This window comes from Paenibacillus sp. EKM211P, from assembly GCF_011066175.1.
In the GTDB taxonomy this organism is placed as follows: Bacteria; Bacillota; Bacilli; order Paenibacillales; family Paenibacillaceae; genus Paenibacillus; species Paenibacillus polymyxa.
On sequence record NZ_JAAMNS010000016.1, the window covers coordinates 48,212 to 65,750 of the forward strand.

Genomic DNA, 17,539 nt, shown 5'->3' on the forward strand with positions numbered 1-17,539 from the left:
ATACGTGAATACAGATGAACAGAGTGAGTCCACTTTGTCGACATCGAGATTTGTTTGTACGGCCAACCATGGTTTTGCACCCTATGCTCAGGAGGAGCTTAGAAGATTATTTGGCTCTGTGAAAAGCACGATGCTTCTACCTGGTGAAATTTTTCTAGCAACATTACCTGCGCAAGAAAATGAGGCAGTGAAGACGATTACAGGCCAGCCACCGATGTTTCTGCGTCACTTGTTTCCTGTTCATTTTCAGGAGGAAGGTACGGATCTGGTTCAAGTGCAAGAGCGTCTGGTTGCATTTATCCGTAACCGCAGGGAATTGATAGATCAACGTGTTTCTTTGCAAGTACGCAAAGGATCTAATAGCAGTTGGGCTGAAAGCGCAGGTGCGCTCAAGCTGGCTTTGAGTGAACAATTAAGTGATCTACCTATGGAATTAGTAGTACAAGGCGCCGATGTTATTGTGTCCGTTTTTGCAGATACAGATACGTGGTACGCAGGCGTATCACATCCTCAGGACAACCTATCAGATTGGAGCGGAGGTGCAGTTCGTTTTCAGAAGGAAGACGGACAGATCTCGCGTGCCAAATTCAAGCTACTGGAAGCAGAAGCAACGTTCGGCATTGATTTTAGCGCTTTCCATCAGGGACTGGATATTGGGGCAGCACCGGGTGGATGGACTTCCTTCTTGCTGGAGCGTGGACTGAAAGTTACAGCGGTTGATCCGGCCAAGATGGAGCCATCGCTGATGAAGTACGCCAATCTGACATTTTTGCGTAAAAATGCAAGTGAAGTCAAATTTAAAGAGAATTCGTTCGATCTGCTGGTTTGTGATATGAGTTGGAGTCCAAAACAGATGGCAAGGCTCGTTACTGATTTACTGTATAGTTTGCGGAGTGGTGGTACGGCTATCGTAACAGTCAAGCTAATGCATAAAAAGCCCTTGGCGCTTATTCATGATGTGATTGCTTCCTTTGAGGAGTCCGGCATGCAGATTCAGCGAGCCAAACAGCTTTTCCATAACCGAGATGAGATTACCCTGTATATGATCAAGTATGGAAAATAATTCTTTACAATAGATGCAGTGTGCTATATAATAAATCCAAATTGTTCCTTTAAAAAATATTTGTATTAAATCAAGGGAAAGCATCCCGCGAAAATTGTTTTCATGTCATTATGAAGACTTCATTTTGCGGTGGCTTTCCCTTTTTTGCGTTGTCTGCTTGTAGAAGGGAGGTAAGAGAATGATGAATCAACCATCACAATTAGAGTTCGGGTCAATTGTCGGTGAACGTTACCGAATTATTCGTACGTTAGGTTCGGGAGGCATGAGCCGCGTGTTCATGGCCGAAGATTTAAAGCTGCCGGGCAAGCATTGGGCAGTGAAGGAGTCGATTGCCGATCCAAAAATAATGAAGATTGTACGGACGGAAGCCGAAATGTTGATTTCGCTAAGCCATCCACGTTTACCGAGGATTGTTGATTTTTTTGAGTATCCTCCATCTGGTGCGGTATATCTGGTTATGGACTACATCGAAGGAATTACACTGGAAGCATACATGAGGGGATACCAAGGCTGTATTCCACAGGAGCAAATCATTCCATTCGCTCTGCAGGTACTGGATGTACTTGATTATTTGCATACCCGCCAATTGCCAGTCATTTATCGGGACCTCAAGCCGGCGAATATTATGCTGACACCGGAAATGGAATTTAAACTGATCGATTTTGGGATAGCGAGGAGTTATAAGTCCGAGCTGGATCAGGATACGATAAAGCTGGGCACAGTGGGCTTTGCTGCCCCAGAGCAATATGGAACAGGACAGACGGATGCTCGCTCGGACCTGTACAGTCTAGGGGCGTTACTATTGTATCTATGTACAGGTGGTAAATATAGCGAGTGGACAGCAGGAGTTGAAGGGTATATTCGCGGGGAATTGCCTCGACATTTGATTCCGATAATTCGAAAGCTGCTGCGGCATCATCCTGAGGAACGATTTCAGTCTGCTGAGGAGGTCATTGGAGAACTGAGGCGCAGTGCTAATTTTCAGTCTGCTCAACCAGGGAAATCTGTTAGTAATGCTTCATCGGATTATGCTGGAACAAGGGTAGTGGCAGTGTTGGGTGTGTCTTCCGGCTCCGGTGCTACGCACACAGCAATTGCAGTGAGCCACTACTTGGCTCGAAAGACCCACTCCGTAGCCTTGGTTGAGCTGCATAGTACAGCTAAGGCATTTGCCCGACTGCAAGAAGTCGTGGAAGGCATACCTGTTGGACAAGCAAGTTCAAGTCGGCGTTTTGAAGTCGATGGAGTTCATTATTGGCGGCAAACATCTCGTGCAGATGTCATTTCCTTGCTGGGAGGATCCTACAGATTTATCGTACTGGACTTGGGGAATGGGCAGGACAATGAACGACTGGAAGAATTTTTGAGAGCCGATTATCCGCTAGTTGTCGGCTCAGGGGCCGAATGGAGAGTTCAGGATATAACGGGTCTAGCCCGATCTTTTCAGCGTCATCCGCAACACAAATGGAATTACTGCTTGCCATTGGCACCCTCGGGAGCTGTCCGCAGGTTACGAAAGGAGCTAGATCACGATAAAGTATTTGCGCTGCCGTTCCATTCAGATCCTTTCGAACGGGATGATGAAATGGATCAGGTATTGGACGAGCTTTTTCGTGGAGTCATTACAGACACTCGGAAAAGACGTTTCAGATTCCTTAAACAGCAGCACTAAATAGGCAGGTATAGATCTAAAGAGGTAGGGGAGAAGCTGTGTGTCCAAGCTAAGAAAAAGCAGCAAACAAAAAATATACGCAGGTTGTGTTGGCGCGGGTATTGTAGGCATGATCTTTGTGGGCTACCTTATGGCGAATATCCATCAAATGAGTGAGATCAGGAAGCAGGCAAAGGTGGAGACAGAGCAGAAATGGAAACTGTATGAACAAGAGCAACGGACTGCGAAAACAGGCTGGGCGGTTGTTCGTGACATTTCACCAGGCGAGCAGATTACATCTAATGATTTGAAGGGAATTAAGGTTCCTGGTTCTCAAGCCCCGTCTAATTTGTTGACAAATAAAAGTGAAGTTTCTCGCACTACAGCTAAGATAGAACTAAAAAAAGGAGCTGTGCTTACATCAGCTATGATTACTGCTGATGAACCTACACCTAAGGATCTACGCAACCGTGAGTTAAAAGTGGTGGTACTGCCCAGCAGCCTGAAGCCAGGGGACGAGGTAGATATTCGCATTCAATTTCCAACAGGTCAGGATTACATTCTATTATCCAAAAAGAAGATTTCTCGGCTAGAAGGCCCAACCGTATGGGTTACTATGAATGAGCAGGAAATACTATCCCTTTCGAGTGCTATTGTAGATGCCTTTCTGCATAAAGCATCCATCTATGCTCTGACATATGTAGATCCCCAATTTCAGCCCAAGGCCATACCGACCTATCCGCCTAATGCACAGGTGTTAGCGTTAATGAATAGTGATCCGAATTTAGTCCGTGTTGCTGAACAAAAACTGTCCAAGCAGCTACGAAATTCTCTAGAAAATGCAATTAATTCATCAAACAATGTGATTTCAACACCTGTGGAAAAAGGTCTAAGTGAGGAGGTTGCAGCTCAGCATGCAGGCACAACTATTGAAGATGCAGTAAGTGGAATTGATGATACAGGGAGTGAGGAACAGGACCACGAAGAACAAACGAAGATTCTAACGCAGGGTGGTAGCTCTGATCCGTATGCCAAATAAATGAGAGAAAAGGAACGGAAGTATGAAAACATGGATATTTGCCGGTCTTTGTGACAAAAGCGATACTTTATTATACATCAGCAGCGTATTGGCAGCTTCAGGCCAACAGGTACTGCTTGTGGACGCTACACTGCGGGGACAATATCGGTACAGCATAGGAATGCTCGATAAACCACTACCCATTACACAGTTTTGTGGATTCGATGTGGCGATTGGATTTACAGCATGGGAAGATCTGCATATCGGTATGCTGGCTGATCAAAAGGCAGAACAGACTTATGACATTGTTATTTTGGATGTAGAGCTACCTGATTTTTGTCCAATTTCTGTTTGGAAAATTTCGGAACTCCGGGTTTGGGTCAGTGATTATAGCCACATGCTAATGCACAGCGGACAGAATTGGCTTGAGCATTTGTTTGGCCAACCTGGATTTCCCAAAGATCTTGTATTTCACAAGCTATTTATACAGGCAGTGGATTGCGGTGTGGAGGAGGCGTATTTGTGGGAATACATGAATCGCTTTCCTGCCTTATGGCAACCAGAGCCGTATGTACTGCCATGGGATGAAGGACAGCTTGCTCTAAAGCTGGAAAATGAGCATAAAAAACAGCTTCTGTTAAAACCTCTATCCAGAATATATAAGAGAGAATTGTGCCGTTGTATTGGAGAATGGATGAGTTGGGAGATAAAAGAAAGTCGTCGTGCGCTAAAGCGTGCGGAAAGGAGGAGAGCATGAGCACCATTTTGTTTTGGAGCCCCACTAAGGGAGCGAGTGGAAGTAGCTCATTAGCGGTAGCAATAGCAATTACCATAGGTAATTTATATAGAGGAAGACTTTTGTTGACTCATTTGGGCCGTAGGCATACCGGTATTGAATCAGGATTTCCTATACAGGAGTATGGCATGGACGATCCAAGTCTACAGATTCAGGAAGGGGGCTGGGATGCTGTTTCACGTTTAGTTCTGAGAGGGACGCTGTCTAGAGAAAATATTCGTAACTATACGACACCTGTACTAGAACACGCTCTGGATGTACTTGAGGGAACCTCTGGTTTTGGAGCTGCACCGCCGCTACTTTCCCCTGATCTTGTAAAAGTGGTAATTGATACAGCAAATCAATATTATGATTTAACGCTGATTGATGCAGGGAGTGGAGTAGGCTGGGGGGCTGTACAGCATGAAGCATGTGCACAAGCCAAACTGGCCGTTCTTTCGCTCACTCAGAATATGCGTGAGTTGGACGCTTATTTTGAATCTGTGTCTCCATTATCCACATATTCGTCATTACCCATATTAGTTGTCCTTGGAAAATATGATGTGCATTCACAAGCGAATGAAGCGAATATCCGCAGGAGATATGGCTACAAGGGTACTTTGCTTACAGTCCCTTACAGCACCGACTTTATGGATGCATGGAACCGCAGGGATGTGATTGGTCATGTGCAACGCGAGGTGCGAAGTGGAAAAGAGCAGCAACGTAAGCCTTTTATGTCTGTAGGATGGGCGCAGAGCATACGGCAGATTAGCAAAGCTATTCTGGAGGCGGCAGAGTCCGATCTTCGGCTCAAGGCTTTGGAGAGGGGCGCTTAATGCTGTCCGCTCATATGATCAACGGATTAATTATTACCTGCATTGTGCTACTGTGCATCGTACTGATTATTTTTAAATATCGAGGAAATCTTCACTCGCAACATTCAGCTCTTCGGGTAGAACCAAAGAGCGAAGATGCCACATTCGAAACATTGATAGAGTATATCAAAAATGCGCTTCATGAACTAAGTCATAGCCAGATGGCGGATGCCGGATTACATGAAGAGGAATATAGGCGGCGTATCCATCAAAGGGCAGAACTACGAAGGGCGTTAAAGGACTGTGCCAATGGCAGCAGTGGAGATAAACGTTTTGTTAAAAATCTGATGAGTGAGCTTCTGATTAACGGTTACGGATTGAACGAGAAAATCGCCGATACTGTTATGCCATTCTCCAGACCTGAGTTGTTTAGCACACAAGATCAATTCGAAATTATTTTTTACCAATATCAGCAGAAATTTGGCGCGGATGCACTATCACGTTTGCTGGATACTTATGACTTAGCCGAAATGAGGTATTCACAGCAAGGTGAAGAGGATGGAAGCTATTTCGTAACGACAGAGGATATCCGCTATATCTATGACTGTGAATACCGTCCCCTTTCCTTTATGGAGAAAGTGGATATTATTGTGCAGCGGATTTATCAACATTACAAAGGTTTTTCTGTCATTGATGATATTCGTGACCAGAGGATCGATGGTGTAAGTGGGGGTGTAAGTGGTGTGCCGGAAGGGAGTATTTCTTCATCACCACAGTGGCCTTCAGATAGGTATGCATTTGAACAAACCTCTGCGCCCATAATGAATGGATATGAGAGTGTATGGATTTTCTACAAAGGTAAAACTATCCACCTTTCATTCCTCTCCTTTGGATCGGAACGTGAGCTTAAAAGGGTATGTCAAAATATTTACAAATACAATTACCCAGGACAGCTTTCTGAAGCGAATGGTTATAAGGTCAATGAGATGAAGGATGGATCACGGGTAGTAGTAGTGCGCCCGCCTTTCTCTGAATCATGGGCTTTCTTTGTTCGTAAATTTGATATTCAAAGCGCTTCGCTCGAACAGTTAATTAGGGGACAAAACGCTGATGTTCCAATCCAGCTACTATCATATCTAATGAAAGGCAGTCGGATTACTGCAATTACAGGTGCGCAGGGTTCAGGTAAGACAACATTGTTAATGGCGATGGTCAAGCATATTTACGCTTCGTATACGCTTCGCGTTCAGGAAATGGCCTTTGAACTGCATCTACGCAGCATTTACAGTCGCCGTAATATTCTTACTTTTCGAGAAACAGATCATATTTCAGGGCAACAAGGTCTTGACTTGCAGAAAAAAACAGATGGAACCGTTAATATTCTAGGCGAAGTAGCGAGTGATGAAGTAGCTGCTTGGATGATTCAAATGTCGCAGGTTGCTAGTTTGTTCACTATTTTTACTCACCATGCTAAAACATTTCGTGATCTTGTATTTTCACTTCGTAATTCACTGCTCAAAACAGGAGTATTTCAGCATGAAGGTATTGCTGAAGAACAGGTAGTGCATGTCATTAACTTTGATGTTCATCTCAAGCGTGATGCGCAAGGGCGGCGTTATATCGAACGGATCACCGAATGTGTACCGCGTAATTCAGAGGAGCATACGAATGTAGGTCCCAATGCTTCATCGAGCTATAGCTATCGCCATGTTATGGAATATCGAAATGGAAGCTATATACCAATGGAGCCCTTAACAGCTAAAAGTGTAGAAGAAATGTGTGAGCAGATGAATGCAAACGATGCGGCAGATTTCCGCAGTTTTTTGACCCGTTATTGGGAGGAAGACTATGAGTCTTAAAGAAATTTTATTGTGGGTTTTGCTTATATCAGGTGGGGGATTTGCAGTTCTATATACAGCTTTGTATGGGTTGCATAAGCATAAGAGCTATGCAGTTCGCAGAGGTAGAATTCATTCTGTACAGGAAGCACGAAAGGGAAAAGCGGTACTTCAACGGGAACTTCAAACTTTAATGCATAAATTGTATACGCTGTTTATGAGGGTCCCTATCACAGCTGGATACATCACAAGTGTTCGTAAGCGACTAGCTGGTCAGCATGCATACGATGAGTATAAGCTTCGTCTGCAGACCATGAAGATGATACTGTTCATTTGGGGGGCTTTTGCTTGCAGCGGCGTTGTGCTGTTGATGATGAAACCAGGAATAGAGTTTGCTGTATTGGCCGTTTTATGCGGAGTGGTAATCAACAGCCTTATTATAGACGTGACCACGAGCCAAATGGAAAAAAGGCTACTTGGGCAAATGATCGAATTGTTCGCCAATGTACGTCATCACTATCATCAGCACGGTATGGTGGAAGAAGCCATATCCGAAGCAGGCGATTTAGCAGAGGCAGAGGCTGGAAGACATGCACGGCTCATCCATGAGGCGCTGACAGATGCTGATCCCCACGAGGCCCTCGAAAGATATTATGAATCAGCTCCAAATCGGTTTTTAAAAGCCTTTGCTGGTATCTCGTATATGGTCATGGAGTTTGGTGATCGGGTTGAGGATGGTGGTTCCATTTATTTAAAGGGGCTAAGCAGTCTTGCACGCGAAATTCAGTTGGAGTTGCTGAGGAGAAATAAACTGGACTACCTGCTAAAAAGTTTAAACGTGATCGCTCTGGCCCCTGTTTTCTTTACTACCCCAATCGAGAGATGGGCGAGATCCAGCTTTCCATCCATGGATGAGTTTTATCAAGGGAAATTGGGTTATATCACAAAATTGACCGTTTACATTGTTATCATCCTATCCTACTTTCTGTTACAGAAACTGCAACAGTCCGACGAGACAGGATATCGTGCGGGTAAAGGGCGGAGGGTGTGGGAGCAGAGGTTATATCGTATGCCCATCATTCGTAATATGGTGGATTCTCTAATTCCTCGGCAGCATATGTCATCTTATTTCCAGATAACCCGACTCTTAAAGGAAAGTGGTGCGGAGGTAAAGCTCGAGTGGCTCTACATACGCAGAATTGCTCTTTTTATCTTAGGATTAGTGCTTAGTATTAGTACTATATTTGTTTTACATGGAGCTGAAAAAACGCATATCCTTCACGCGCCAGTACAATCGGGGCAAATGTTTGGACGTTTAAGTCCGACAGAGGAAAAGGAAGCTTTGAAGCAGAGTGAGATTGACCGCAAAATCATGCAAATGTTGAACATGAAAGCGGACAGCACATACGAGCGAACGTACGCTTCTTTAGAACATTATGCTAATGGCACAGCTACTCCAGAGCAGCTATCCAGGAATACTCATCGAATCCTCCAAAAGCTGAAAGATTGGAATGAAGAATATATAAAGTGGTGGGAAGTACTGATTAGTATGATTGCTGGGTATGTAGCCTACCAAATGCCCATACTTTTATTATATTTGCAACGGAAAATGCGTCATTTGGACATGAAGCATGAGGTCTATCAGTTTCAAACGGTTATTTCCATTTTACGGGTTATGGAACGAATGTCTGTCGAGGAAATATTGGAGTGGCTGAATAGATTTTCAGTAATCTTCAAAAGACCTCTGCAAAAATGTCTGCTTCATTATGAACATGGGCCAGAGGCAGCTCTCGATTTGTTGAAAGAAGAAGCACCTTTGCCGGAATTTCAACGTCTGGTGGACAAGCTCCATTTATCTTTGGGTAAAATTACCATTAGAGAGGCATTTGATGATTTGGAATCCCATATGTCCTACTATTTTGAACAAAGAAAACAGGAGTATGAAAAAATAATAGACAGCAAGGCGATCTGGGGGAGGATGATTGGTTTTGCCCCAATGTATGGTCTTATCTTTTTATATTTGGTAATTCCACTGATTGGAATGAGCTTTGTTCAAATGGATAGCTATTATGAGCAAATACAAAAAATTCAGTAAGTAAGTTCAATAATGCTTAACCAATATTACAAGTTGAGGAGAGAAAAAGATGAATAATGCATCAACGGCATTAAAGGTAGCCGCTGGGATTTTTTTGACCATCGCACTAATCACAATTGTAGTTATACTGTTTATCTCAGCTCAGGAAGCCACTAAAACGGCACAAAACAATTTCGCCGATATCCAGACCGAATTGTCTCAAGCCTCTTTTACGGTATACGACGGCACAACGATTAGCGGCTCCCAGGTAACCAATGCGCTGCGGAAGTTTCAGGGAAAGGACCAGTTCGGTATTCAAATTAAAACTGGCAAAAACATGTCAGGACAGTGGTACGGAAATGCTCTGAACATTAGTCCAGACAGTGAGCAGTATGGCGCTGTGAATGGCGGCAGTGATAAGACAGGAAAAATCGCGAATACACTGAATGAAAAGGAGAATGAATATGTAAATCCAAGTGGTAAATTCAAGGCTGAAATCGTTAAAGACAAATCTAACGTGGTACGTGGGTTGTTGTTTACCCAGTCTTAAGTAGTACAGCAAGAATAATAGTTATAAGGGAGTCGTGAGTATGTCTGATCACGCTTCAAGTATGCTGCGGCTTGGTGTGTCAGTTATTCTATTTGTAACCGCATGTGCAGCAGCAGCAAACTTGTCCAGTCAACTGGATAGCGCACTGGAATTAAGGTCGCAGCAGGAGGAGCAATCTGAGGGACGGATCTCCCGTACTATAGGGGTGGAGACGCCGCAACGGATTAAAGGGACTCAAGTCATTCAGACCATTCGCTTGAACTTGCAGGAGGGGATTTCGGTTCAAGTTGACGGTTCAGAGTACGATGTATATTCTGAACCGTTTGAGCCTGATGTATCTACCTTGGATGCTTCCTCTATATATGCCATGTACTCACAGCGTAATGGGAGTGGAGACATAACATCTGTACGTTTTGAGAAATTGGGGGAGGACTGAAGTGGTTCAAACAATATCTAAGCTGTTGGGAGCACTGCTAGCTGTATTACTTTTGTACATCGTACCCGCAGCTCAAGCTGCTGAACGGCAGGATGATATATCCGGGTTAAATACATATCATTCGACTGTACATTTTGTTGATATGGTAAGAACCAAAGGTTACATTACACCGACGATGTATAACGATTTTATACGTGATCTGGAGCTGACAGGCAATACGTACGAAGTTGATTTGGAGCATATGCACAAAAAATATGTACCGAATTATGCAGATGCGGCGAAGCCAGACAGTTTTCTGGGTAATTATGAAGTTGTATACGATAGTTACTATAACCCGCAAATCTTACCTGTACTGTTTCCTGATCATTCGCAGCCCAAGTCGGAACAGATACGTCGGTATACCTTGATGGCCGGTGATTATTTTACAGTACGATTATATAATACGAATCGGACTCCTGCGGATTTATACAAATCATGGCTTCTGGGTGGAATAGATAACGATAAGCCGGCAGTTTCAGCTTCTTACGGGGGCATGGTTTTGAATGAAGATTACTGATTTTGCAGTTATATTTATCCTACTCTTTTTGCCCTTTGGTGTGGTTAGTGATTTACGAGTGCAGAATCAGCGTGAAGTACAGCAGCTAGAAATGAAATATACGTCTGCTCTCCGTACCGCAGTTCAGGATGCAGGTGTTGTGCTCTCACAGAATGAACGTCAGGAACGCGAGGCCGGATATGGATCAGATAAGTTTTTTCGTGTAGATAAAGAAGAAGCGCTGGCCACGTTCTTGCACACTTTCTTCCTTAATATGGGCACTGATGGGGATACAGCAGCACAACGTGCGTTATTGAATTACATACCAGCTATTGTGATACTGGATTATGATGGTTATTATACGTTCGCTTCATCATCCTATAAAGATGCGTATGGACAAGCGGTTATAGGCCCCAAGTGGAGCGAAAAAAAGCCTTATGCCTATGTTGATTCCGCAGGCAATAGTGTGGGATTCACCCTGGATAATTATCTACATGCCTATGATGCGCAGAATCACAGATGGGTGGAGGGGTTTCAAAAAGAGCTTGAGGGTCAGACCCCCATTTCGTTACTGAACAATTCATTAACCTTTGAGCAAATACGCCGTTCCACCATTGTTCGCACCATTCAGGAAGATCTGGCTCGACTGATTAATGTCCATAACGAAAAAGCAGCACGGAATGGCATTTCCTATACGTTCACCCTACCACTCATTTCACAAGAGGAGTGGTATAACACAATAGATGATGTGGGTATGATCGCGTTTATCCAAGGTATTCCAGTTGGAGACAGGTATTACAATAACTATGGGTTTGGTGGTGGAAGAGTCGTCCGAAAGCAATCTATTATTGGTGGCATAGAACCGGGTACTGGAATGAAATATTTTTATAGAGATTCATATCCAACCCCTTTTCAAGCGACTGAGCGTTTTACGGATGAAAAATCTGCGGCAGCTGCTGGTTATTTTGAGTACCAATATCATAACAGCTTAAAATAATCACCCTCCGGGGTGGGTTTCGTATTATTAGGTCAACCAAAAGGTTGGCCTGTTTTAATAGGAGGTTAATATGACGTTAGCCGGGAAGAACTTTGTTTTGAAATGGGCAGAGAAATAGACGAATCTCCAAGCCAAGCCGATAGCCAATAGAAGCAGTGCCAGCCTAGTCTTTTGCCTTTTTGGTCACTGCTTTTTTAAAGAGTGAGTCAAATAAATGGAATTTAATACTCGACTTACCGGGGGAGTTCCAAAGAAGATGATACCACTTGGAAGTATGTGTTATTAAATGTAACTTTAAGTAATAACGTCTTTTGAAGTGAAGGACGAAAACGCTTGTGAATATTTTTGTCTTGGCATCAATTAGGCTTTTGCCTATTGTTGAAGGTTTTTTAGTCCTTTATATAGGCAGCCGCATATGATAAGTAAACACTGAATCAAATAAAGGAGAATGAGTATGTACCATAAATCATGCCATCACTTTCCATGGCATATTCCTATGTATAACAGCTGTAATTACAATTATCGGAGTTATGATCCTCAATACTACAATTGGTATAATAACGACAGTAATCTCTATGAAAAGACAATATTAAGAGATTATGGACAAAGTCCATTTGTAGTGAATATGGACCAGGCTGCAAAACAAAACAAAAATTATCGTACCGCTATATGGACAGGAAAACATTTACAAGTGACTCTGATGAGCATTAATGTTGGCGATGATATCGGTTTAGAAGCTCATCCAACAACTGATCAATTCATACGTATTGAAGAAGGTCAGGGACTTGTTCAAATGGGGGATAGGAAAGACCAATTAGATTTTCAAGTGATGGCCTATGATGGCTATGCAATTATGATACCTGCTGGAAAATGGCACAATGTAATTAATACAGGAAATATGCCCCTTAAGATATACGTTATCTATGCACCGCCTGAGCATCCATTTGGAACAGTTCATGAATCAAAAGAAATTGCCATGTCTGCTGAAAGATAAATAAATCCAATTATATTTTATTTTATTTCTTCCCGGTCCGGAACCCAGGCCGGGATAATTACATTTTCTCCATTTTATTATTCCTTCGATACTCATGAGGACTGTCTACATAGAGTTCTGTTTTTTAATTGTTATTAGAACTTATCAATTATTAAGGTATTCATTATTTGGAATTGTAAGCTTCTGCATACTAACTTCAACGCAATAATTCCGATCTTACCATTATGCTTATCTTAGAGTCTGGTTCAACATCTTAGAACTGAGCTTGAAGCTTAAATTGCCAAAAGAAGCAAAGAAACTCTTTATGTACCTACCGAAGAGGAGCTTAAGCGCTAATTCGATATGATTTAGCAAGCGAAAAACCTTCAAGACATATTGATTGTCAATACGTTGCTATTTACCGACTTTTGGGAAGCAAGTTGACCAATATCAAGTTGGCCGATGTCGATTTCTACTACTTTCAAATCCGGATTAATAAGGGCAATGAGGGCAAAAAAATAAGCCATGTCCTTAGCATATATTTTCGTTAAAATGTTGGTGGACCCCTTGACTAACATTAGCTGGTTTTCTTTTTTTAGGCCACTCCATCTGAAAACCTTAAAATTCGCTGTTTTCAATGTTCCGATAAGGGTGCCGAATGTGCTACAATAAAGCTTTGAAAGAAACGAAAGATTGATGAAATAAGAACACTCGGCAGTGCCGATGACAATAAGGAGCCAAAAACAGCTTATGAGTTTATTGACTGTAGAAAATGTATCCCACAACTTTGGGGACCGTGCATTATTTAAAAATGTTTCCTTTCGATTACTTGCGGGGGAACGTGTAGGATTGGTAGGAGCTAATGGTGTTGGTAAATCGACACTCATGAACATTCTGACTGGAAAGTTGCTTAAAGATGAAGGCAAAGTGGAATGGACTCCACGTGTACGTTATGGCTATCTGGATCAGCACACCAAGCTGACGCCAGGCAAAACAGTACGTGATGTATTAAAAGACGCTTTTCTTCCTTTGTTGGAACTAGAAAAGGAAATGATGCAAATTACAGACAAAATGGGAGAGGCTTCTCCCGAAGAGTTGGAAGTCTTGCTGGAACAGATGGGAGAAATTCAAGAGCAATTGGATATGGGGGATTTTTACCTCATTGATGTGAAGGTTGAAGAAATGGCGAATGGATTAGGTCTCTCTGCCATCGGACTGGATCGGGATGTAGCAGCACTTAGTGGTGGGCAACGGACAAAGGTGCTTCTTGCTAAGTTGCTGTTGGAAAAGCCAAATGTATTGCTGCTGGATGAGCCTACCAACTATTTGGATGTGGAGCATATTGAATGGCTTACGCGATATTTGAAGGATTATCCCTATGCTTTTATCCTCATCTCACATGATACTGAATTTATGAACCAAGTTGTTAATGTAATCTACCATCTTGAATTTGCTAAGATGACCCGCTATTCAGCTAACTATGAAAAGTTTCTTGAAATGGCGGATCTGAACAAAGCACAGCATATTGATGCATATGAGAAGCAGCAGGAATATATTAAGAAACAGGAAGATTTTATTCAGCGCAATAAAGCGCGCGCATCTACATCAGGCCGTGCAAAAAGCCGTGAAAAGCAGCTTGATCGGATCGAACGTATTGATAAGCCTGAAGAAGCTGCAAAGCCAACCTTTCAGTTCAAAGAAGCCCGTGCGAGCGGGAAAACAGTTTTTGAGGGTATTGATTTTGAAATTGGCTACACTCATGCCCTTTTGCCTAAAATGTCCATGACGATCGAACGTGGCGAAAAGATCGCAATTGTTGGCTGCAATGGTGTTGGTAAGTCTACGTTGCTCAAAACCATTCTCGGGAAAATACCTCCAATCAGCGGAAAAACCTATCAAGGGGATTTCTTGCAGCCTGCTTATTTTGAACAGGAAGTAAAGGCGGAGAAAATTACACCGATTGACGATGTATGGAATGAATTTCCGCATTTGAATCAGCATGAAGTACGAGCGCATTTGGCGCGCTGTGGTTTGAAGAATGAGCATATCACCCGGCCTTTGTCTGCGCTTAGTGGTGGAGAACAGGCTAAAGTCCGCCTTTGTAAACTGTTAATGCGTGAGAGCAACTGGGTACTGTTTGATGAGCCTACCAACCACTTGGATGTCAAAGCAAAGGATGAACTCAAACGCGCTTTGAAGGAATACAAAGGGACCGTATTGCTTGTATCCCACGAACCGGACTTTTACGAGGATTGGGTAACCAAAACGTGGAATGTAGAAGAGTGGTCTAGTAAAGTTAACTAAAATCCAGTTCTGACAGATTTCACACAAGGTGGGGTTTGCAGAATTAGGAAAATATGCTAAGCTATCTTTAGCTGATACAATAAAATAGTCACACTAGGGGAGCCGCCCATGCGGCTGAGACGAAAAAAATGGATTTCGGACCCTTTGTACCTGATCTGGGTTATGCCAGCGTAGGGAAGTGAGTACTGTACAAACAAGGTAGTAGCTCTTTACTTTTGTTTGCGCAGGGAACGATATACGTTTACGGATATAATAGTCCGTTCGATTTTGAACGTTTGTCAAGCCACTTCCTCTGGGAAGTGGCTTTTTGCGTTTCGTTCATCTTCATTTGTTCGAGCTTCCGTAGACGGATTTACATATGATCTCCTTTCATTATTGCTGGTACATGTGGCTGGCTCCGTATGATATTACCCAATAGGGAGCTGCAACAATATAGTTCAGCTTATACGATTATTTTATATTTTTTAGTCCAAGTGAGGTGAAAATGAGATCGAATTACACGTAATTACGATGGAAAGTGTCTCCTGTGTGGATGTACCCAAAGTGGCAGCCGCTATTTGTCCTTATATTCATTATGTACACGCACGTTCGAAACAGAAGGGTGCCTCTGCTTTGCTTTCTTTGACTCGTAGCATGATCGAGCAGGAAGTTCCTTTGCAGCAAATTGTAGTAAATGACCGTATGGACGTAGCTTTACTTACCTTGGCAAGAGCTGTCCAGCTACCTGCTAATGGGTTATCTGTGATGGATGCGAAAAGTCTGCTTCCAGTGGGTACACGCTGTGGAGTGTCTGTACATTCCTTGGAGGAGGTGCAGACCGCTGAGCAGGGGGGAGCAGACTATGTACTATTTGGTCATGTATATGAGACCTATTGTAAGGCCGGTCTTGTACCGCGGGGTGTAGCACAGCTTGAACGCATTTGCAGATTGTCGGCCATTCCGGTGATAGCGCTGGGAGGCATACAACCTCATCATGTTCCAGAGCTCTATCATGCCGGAGCAAGCGGAATTGCGGTGATGTCTGGTATATGGGAAGCAGAGTCACCCGTTGCAGCAGCGATGGAATATAGGCGAATGGTAGATCTTGTAGTTCACGACCTGTAGCAAGAAAACGAGACGAAGGGAAAGCAGAATGCTCACCGGAGAGGAGACACGGAACATATGTCAAAGACACATACAGAGAAAAAAGCAATAGGACACGCAGAATGCTTGGTCATAGGCGGAGGTGTGATCGGCAGTGCCATTGCTTATCATGTGGCTAAGGAGGGACGAAGTACAATTATGCTGGAACGATGGATCCCCGGTGAGGGAGCATCAGGAGCAGCGGCGGGAATGCTGGCAGCGGAAAGCGAAGAGTTCTCAGACCTTGAGCTGGCGCGATTTGCTCGCGCAAGTCGAGATGCTTTCCCTGACCTTGTCTGTGATTTGGAGCGTTTATCGGGTATTTCAGTTGATTTTCGTACAGAAGGTTTTGTGACCCCTTTTCGTTCAGAAGCAGAGGGCCAGAGACGCTGGAATGCTGCGAATATCCGAGAGGATGATAGCCCTATTTGGTGGGATGCCAGGGAATTGGCTCGACGGATTCCGGGCTTGGCAGATCAAGTAATTGGGGCTATATACCGATCAAAGGAGACACAAGTGGCCCCTGTTCAGCTTTGCCGTGCTTATGCAGGGGCAGCTGCGGTGCTGGGAGCAACAATATGGTCTGGAACTCATGCTGAGGAACTGATCATACAGGACGGCCGAGTTTGCGGTGTGCGAACGGATAGTGGATTTTTTTCCTGCGATCAGGTCGTGATTGCCGCAGGCTTGGACAGCTTGAAATTGCTAGAACAAATTGGATTTGATTATCCTCTTTATCCAGTCAAGGGTGAAGTGGTAGCAGTCTCCTTGAAGGACCATCCGTTGGATTATACCATTTATGCCGATGATGTTTACCTCGTGCCTAAACAGAATAACGAGCTTTGGATTGGGGCTACGAGTCTTCCACATCAATATGACAAAGAGGTGACCGTAGGAGGCTTAAAAGGACTGTTAGTACGTGCATCTGCCTGGTTGCCGCGTGTACAAGAAGCTTCTTTTATACGTGCTTGGGCGGGCTTACGTCCACAGGCAGCTGCGGAGCGTCCTTTCATTGGCCCTGTTCCTGGAGTAGAGGGCGTCTATGCTGCAGTCGGGCATTATCGTAACGGTGTCTTGCTTAGTGATGCGACTGGGCGAGCGATGGCAGCTATGCTTAAAGGGGCTGATGCGGCTGGACTTGGAATAAGCAAATTTTCTTCTGAACTCCTCAAGGAGGAAAGCTTATGAAGCTGATCATTAACGGACAGAGCATGACCATTTCTAATCGAATCACTCATGTGGATCAATTGCTGCATGAACTTGATTTAAAGGTGAAAACCGTAGTGGTAGAGCTGAATCGGCATATATTGACCCGTGAAGATCATCATGAGACGGTACTTAAGGATGGAGATTGCCTAGAAATCGTACATTTTGTAGGAGGCGGTTGA

The 17,539-nt window shown here is 43.6% G+C and carries 17 protein-coding genes and 1 riboswitch; of the genes, 16 read left to right on the plus strand and 1 reads right to left on the minus strand.

What is annotated here, in order from left to right:
- The first annotated feature begins 4 nt into the window (after positions 1-4).
- The 12 genes from G9G57_RS20155 to G9G57_RS20210 all read left to right on the plus strand — a co-directional run bounded on the left by G9G57_RS20155 (position 5) and on the right by G9G57_RS20210 (position 12,746).
- Positions 5-1,063: an SAM-dependent methyltransferase gene (locus tag G9G57_RS20155; RefSeq protein WP_026065469.1), complete on the plus strand. Its 1,059-nt coding sequence runs from the start codon at positions 5-7 to the stop codon at positions 1,061-1,063.
- Positions 1,064-1,241: 178 nt separating this feature from the next.
- Complete coding sequence (locus tag G9G57_RS20160) at positions 1,242-2,735, plus strand: serine/threonine protein kinase (RefSeq protein WP_045244489.1); 1,494 nt, start codon at positions 1,242-1,244, stop codon at positions 2,733-2,735.
- A 40-nt stretch (positions 2,736-2,775) separates the two neighbouring features.
- The gene (locus G9G57_RS20165) at positions 2,776-3,753 is read left to right on the plus strand and encodes an SAF domain-containing protein (RefSeq protein ID WP_164965475.1); all 978 of its coding nucleotides are present in this window, start codon (positions 2,776-2,778) and stop codon (positions 3,751-3,753) included.
- A 22-nt stretch (positions 3,754-3,775) separates the two neighbouring features.
- Positions 3,776-4,489, plus strand: a complete 714-nt coding sequence (locus tag G9G57_RS20170) for a hypothetical protein (RefSeq protein WP_016821935.1) — start codon at positions 3,776-3,778, stop codon at positions 4,487-4,489.
- Positions 4,486-5,343 carry a hypothetical protein gene (locus G9G57_RS20175; RefSeq protein ID WP_164965476.1) on the plus strand — a complete coding sequence of 286 codons (858 nt, stop codon included), beginning with the start codon at positions 4,486-4,488 and terminating at the stop codon, positions 5,341-5,343. Before G9G57_RS20170 ends, G9G57_RS20175 begins: the two co-directional genes overlap by 4 nt.
- Positions 5,343-7,181 carry an ATPase, T2SS/T4P/T4SS family gene (locus G9G57_RS20180; RefSeq protein WP_113050714.1) on the plus strand — a complete coding sequence of 613 codons (1,839 nt, stop codon included), beginning with the start codon at positions 5,343-5,345 and terminating at the stop codon, positions 7,179-7,181. Before G9G57_RS20175 ends, G9G57_RS20180 begins: the two co-directional genes overlap by 1 nt.
- Positions 7,171-9,255, plus strand: a complete 2,085-nt coding sequence (locus tag G9G57_RS20185; protein ID WP_113050713.1) for a hypothetical protein — start codon at positions 7,171-7,173, stop codon at positions 9,253-9,255. The genes G9G57_RS20180 and G9G57_RS20185 overlap by 11 nt, the downstream gene beginning before the upstream one ends.
- A gap of 49 nt (positions 9,256-9,304) precedes the next feature.
- Positions 9,305-9,784, plus strand: a complete 480-nt coding sequence (locus G9G57_RS20190) for a hypothetical protein (RefSeq protein WP_016821930.1) — start codon at positions 9,305-9,307, stop codon at positions 9,782-9,784.
- A 40-nt stretch (positions 9,785-9,824) separates the two neighbouring features.
- Positions 9,825-10,220, plus strand: coding sequence for a hypothetical protein (locus tag G9G57_RS20195; protein WP_164965477.1), 396 nt, complete (start codon positions 9,825-9,827; stop codon positions 10,218-10,220).
- A 1-nt stretch (position 10,221) separates the two neighbouring features.
- Positions 10,222-10,776, plus strand: coding sequence for a hypothetical protein (locus tag G9G57_RS20200; RefSeq protein WP_045244605.1), 555 nt, complete (start codon positions 10,222-10,224; stop codon positions 10,774-10,776).
- Positions 10,763-11,752, plus strand: coding sequence for a hypothetical protein (locus G9G57_RS20205; RefSeq protein WP_090890522.1), 990 nt, complete (start codon positions 10,763-10,765; stop codon positions 11,750-11,752). The genes G9G57_RS20200 and G9G57_RS20205 overlap by 14 nt, the downstream gene beginning before the upstream one ends.
- A 454-nt stretch (positions 11,753-12,206) precedes the next feature.
- Positions 12,207-12,746, plus strand: a complete 540-nt coding sequence (locus G9G57_RS20210) for a cupin domain-containing protein (protein WP_025365028.1) — start codon at positions 12,207-12,209, stop codon at positions 12,744-12,746.
- Positions 12,747-13,111: 365 nt separating this feature from the next.
- On the opposite strand, the gene G9G57_RS26045 is transcribed toward G9G57_RS20210, so the two are convergent.
- Complete coding sequence (locus G9G57_RS26045; RefSeq protein WP_225164760.1) at positions 13,112-13,303, minus strand: hypothetical protein; 192 nt, start codon at positions 13,301-13,303, stop codon at positions 13,112-13,114.
- Between the two features lie 172 nt (positions 13,304-13,475).
- Between G9G57_RS26045 and G9G57_RS20220 the strand changes: the two genes are divergently transcribed.
- The 4 genes from G9G57_RS20220 (at position 13,476) to thiS (ending at position 17,539) form a co-directional block, all read left to right on the plus strand.
- A complete protein-coding gene (locus G9G57_RS20220; protein WP_013371468.1) occupies positions 13,476-15,029 on the plus strand; it encodes an ABC-F family ATP-binding cassette domain-containing protein in 1,554 nt (517 codons plus the stop codon).
- An 85-nt stretch (positions 15,030-15,114) separates the two neighbouring features.
- Positions 15,115-15,223, plus strand: a riboswitch (TPP riboswitch).
- Between the two features lie 316 nt (positions 15,224-15,539).
- Complete coding sequence (locus tag G9G57_RS20225) at positions 15,540-16,133, plus strand: thiamine phosphate synthase (protein WP_016821920.1); 594 nt, start codon at positions 15,540-15,542, stop codon at positions 16,131-16,133.
- A gap of 57 nt (positions 16,134-16,190) precedes the next feature.
- A complete protein-coding gene (gene thiO, locus G9G57_RS20230; protein WP_019687412.1) occupies positions 16,191-17,339 on the plus strand; it encodes a glycine oxidase ThiO in 1,149 nt (382 codons plus the stop codon).
- Positions 17,336-17,539 (plus strand): sulfur carrier protein ThiS, encoded by a 204-nt coding sequence (gene thiS, locus G9G57_RS20235; protein ID WP_016821918.1) that lies wholly within the window; start codon positions 17,336-17,338, stop codon positions 17,537-17,539. Before thiO ends, thiS begins: the two co-directional genes overlap by 4 nt.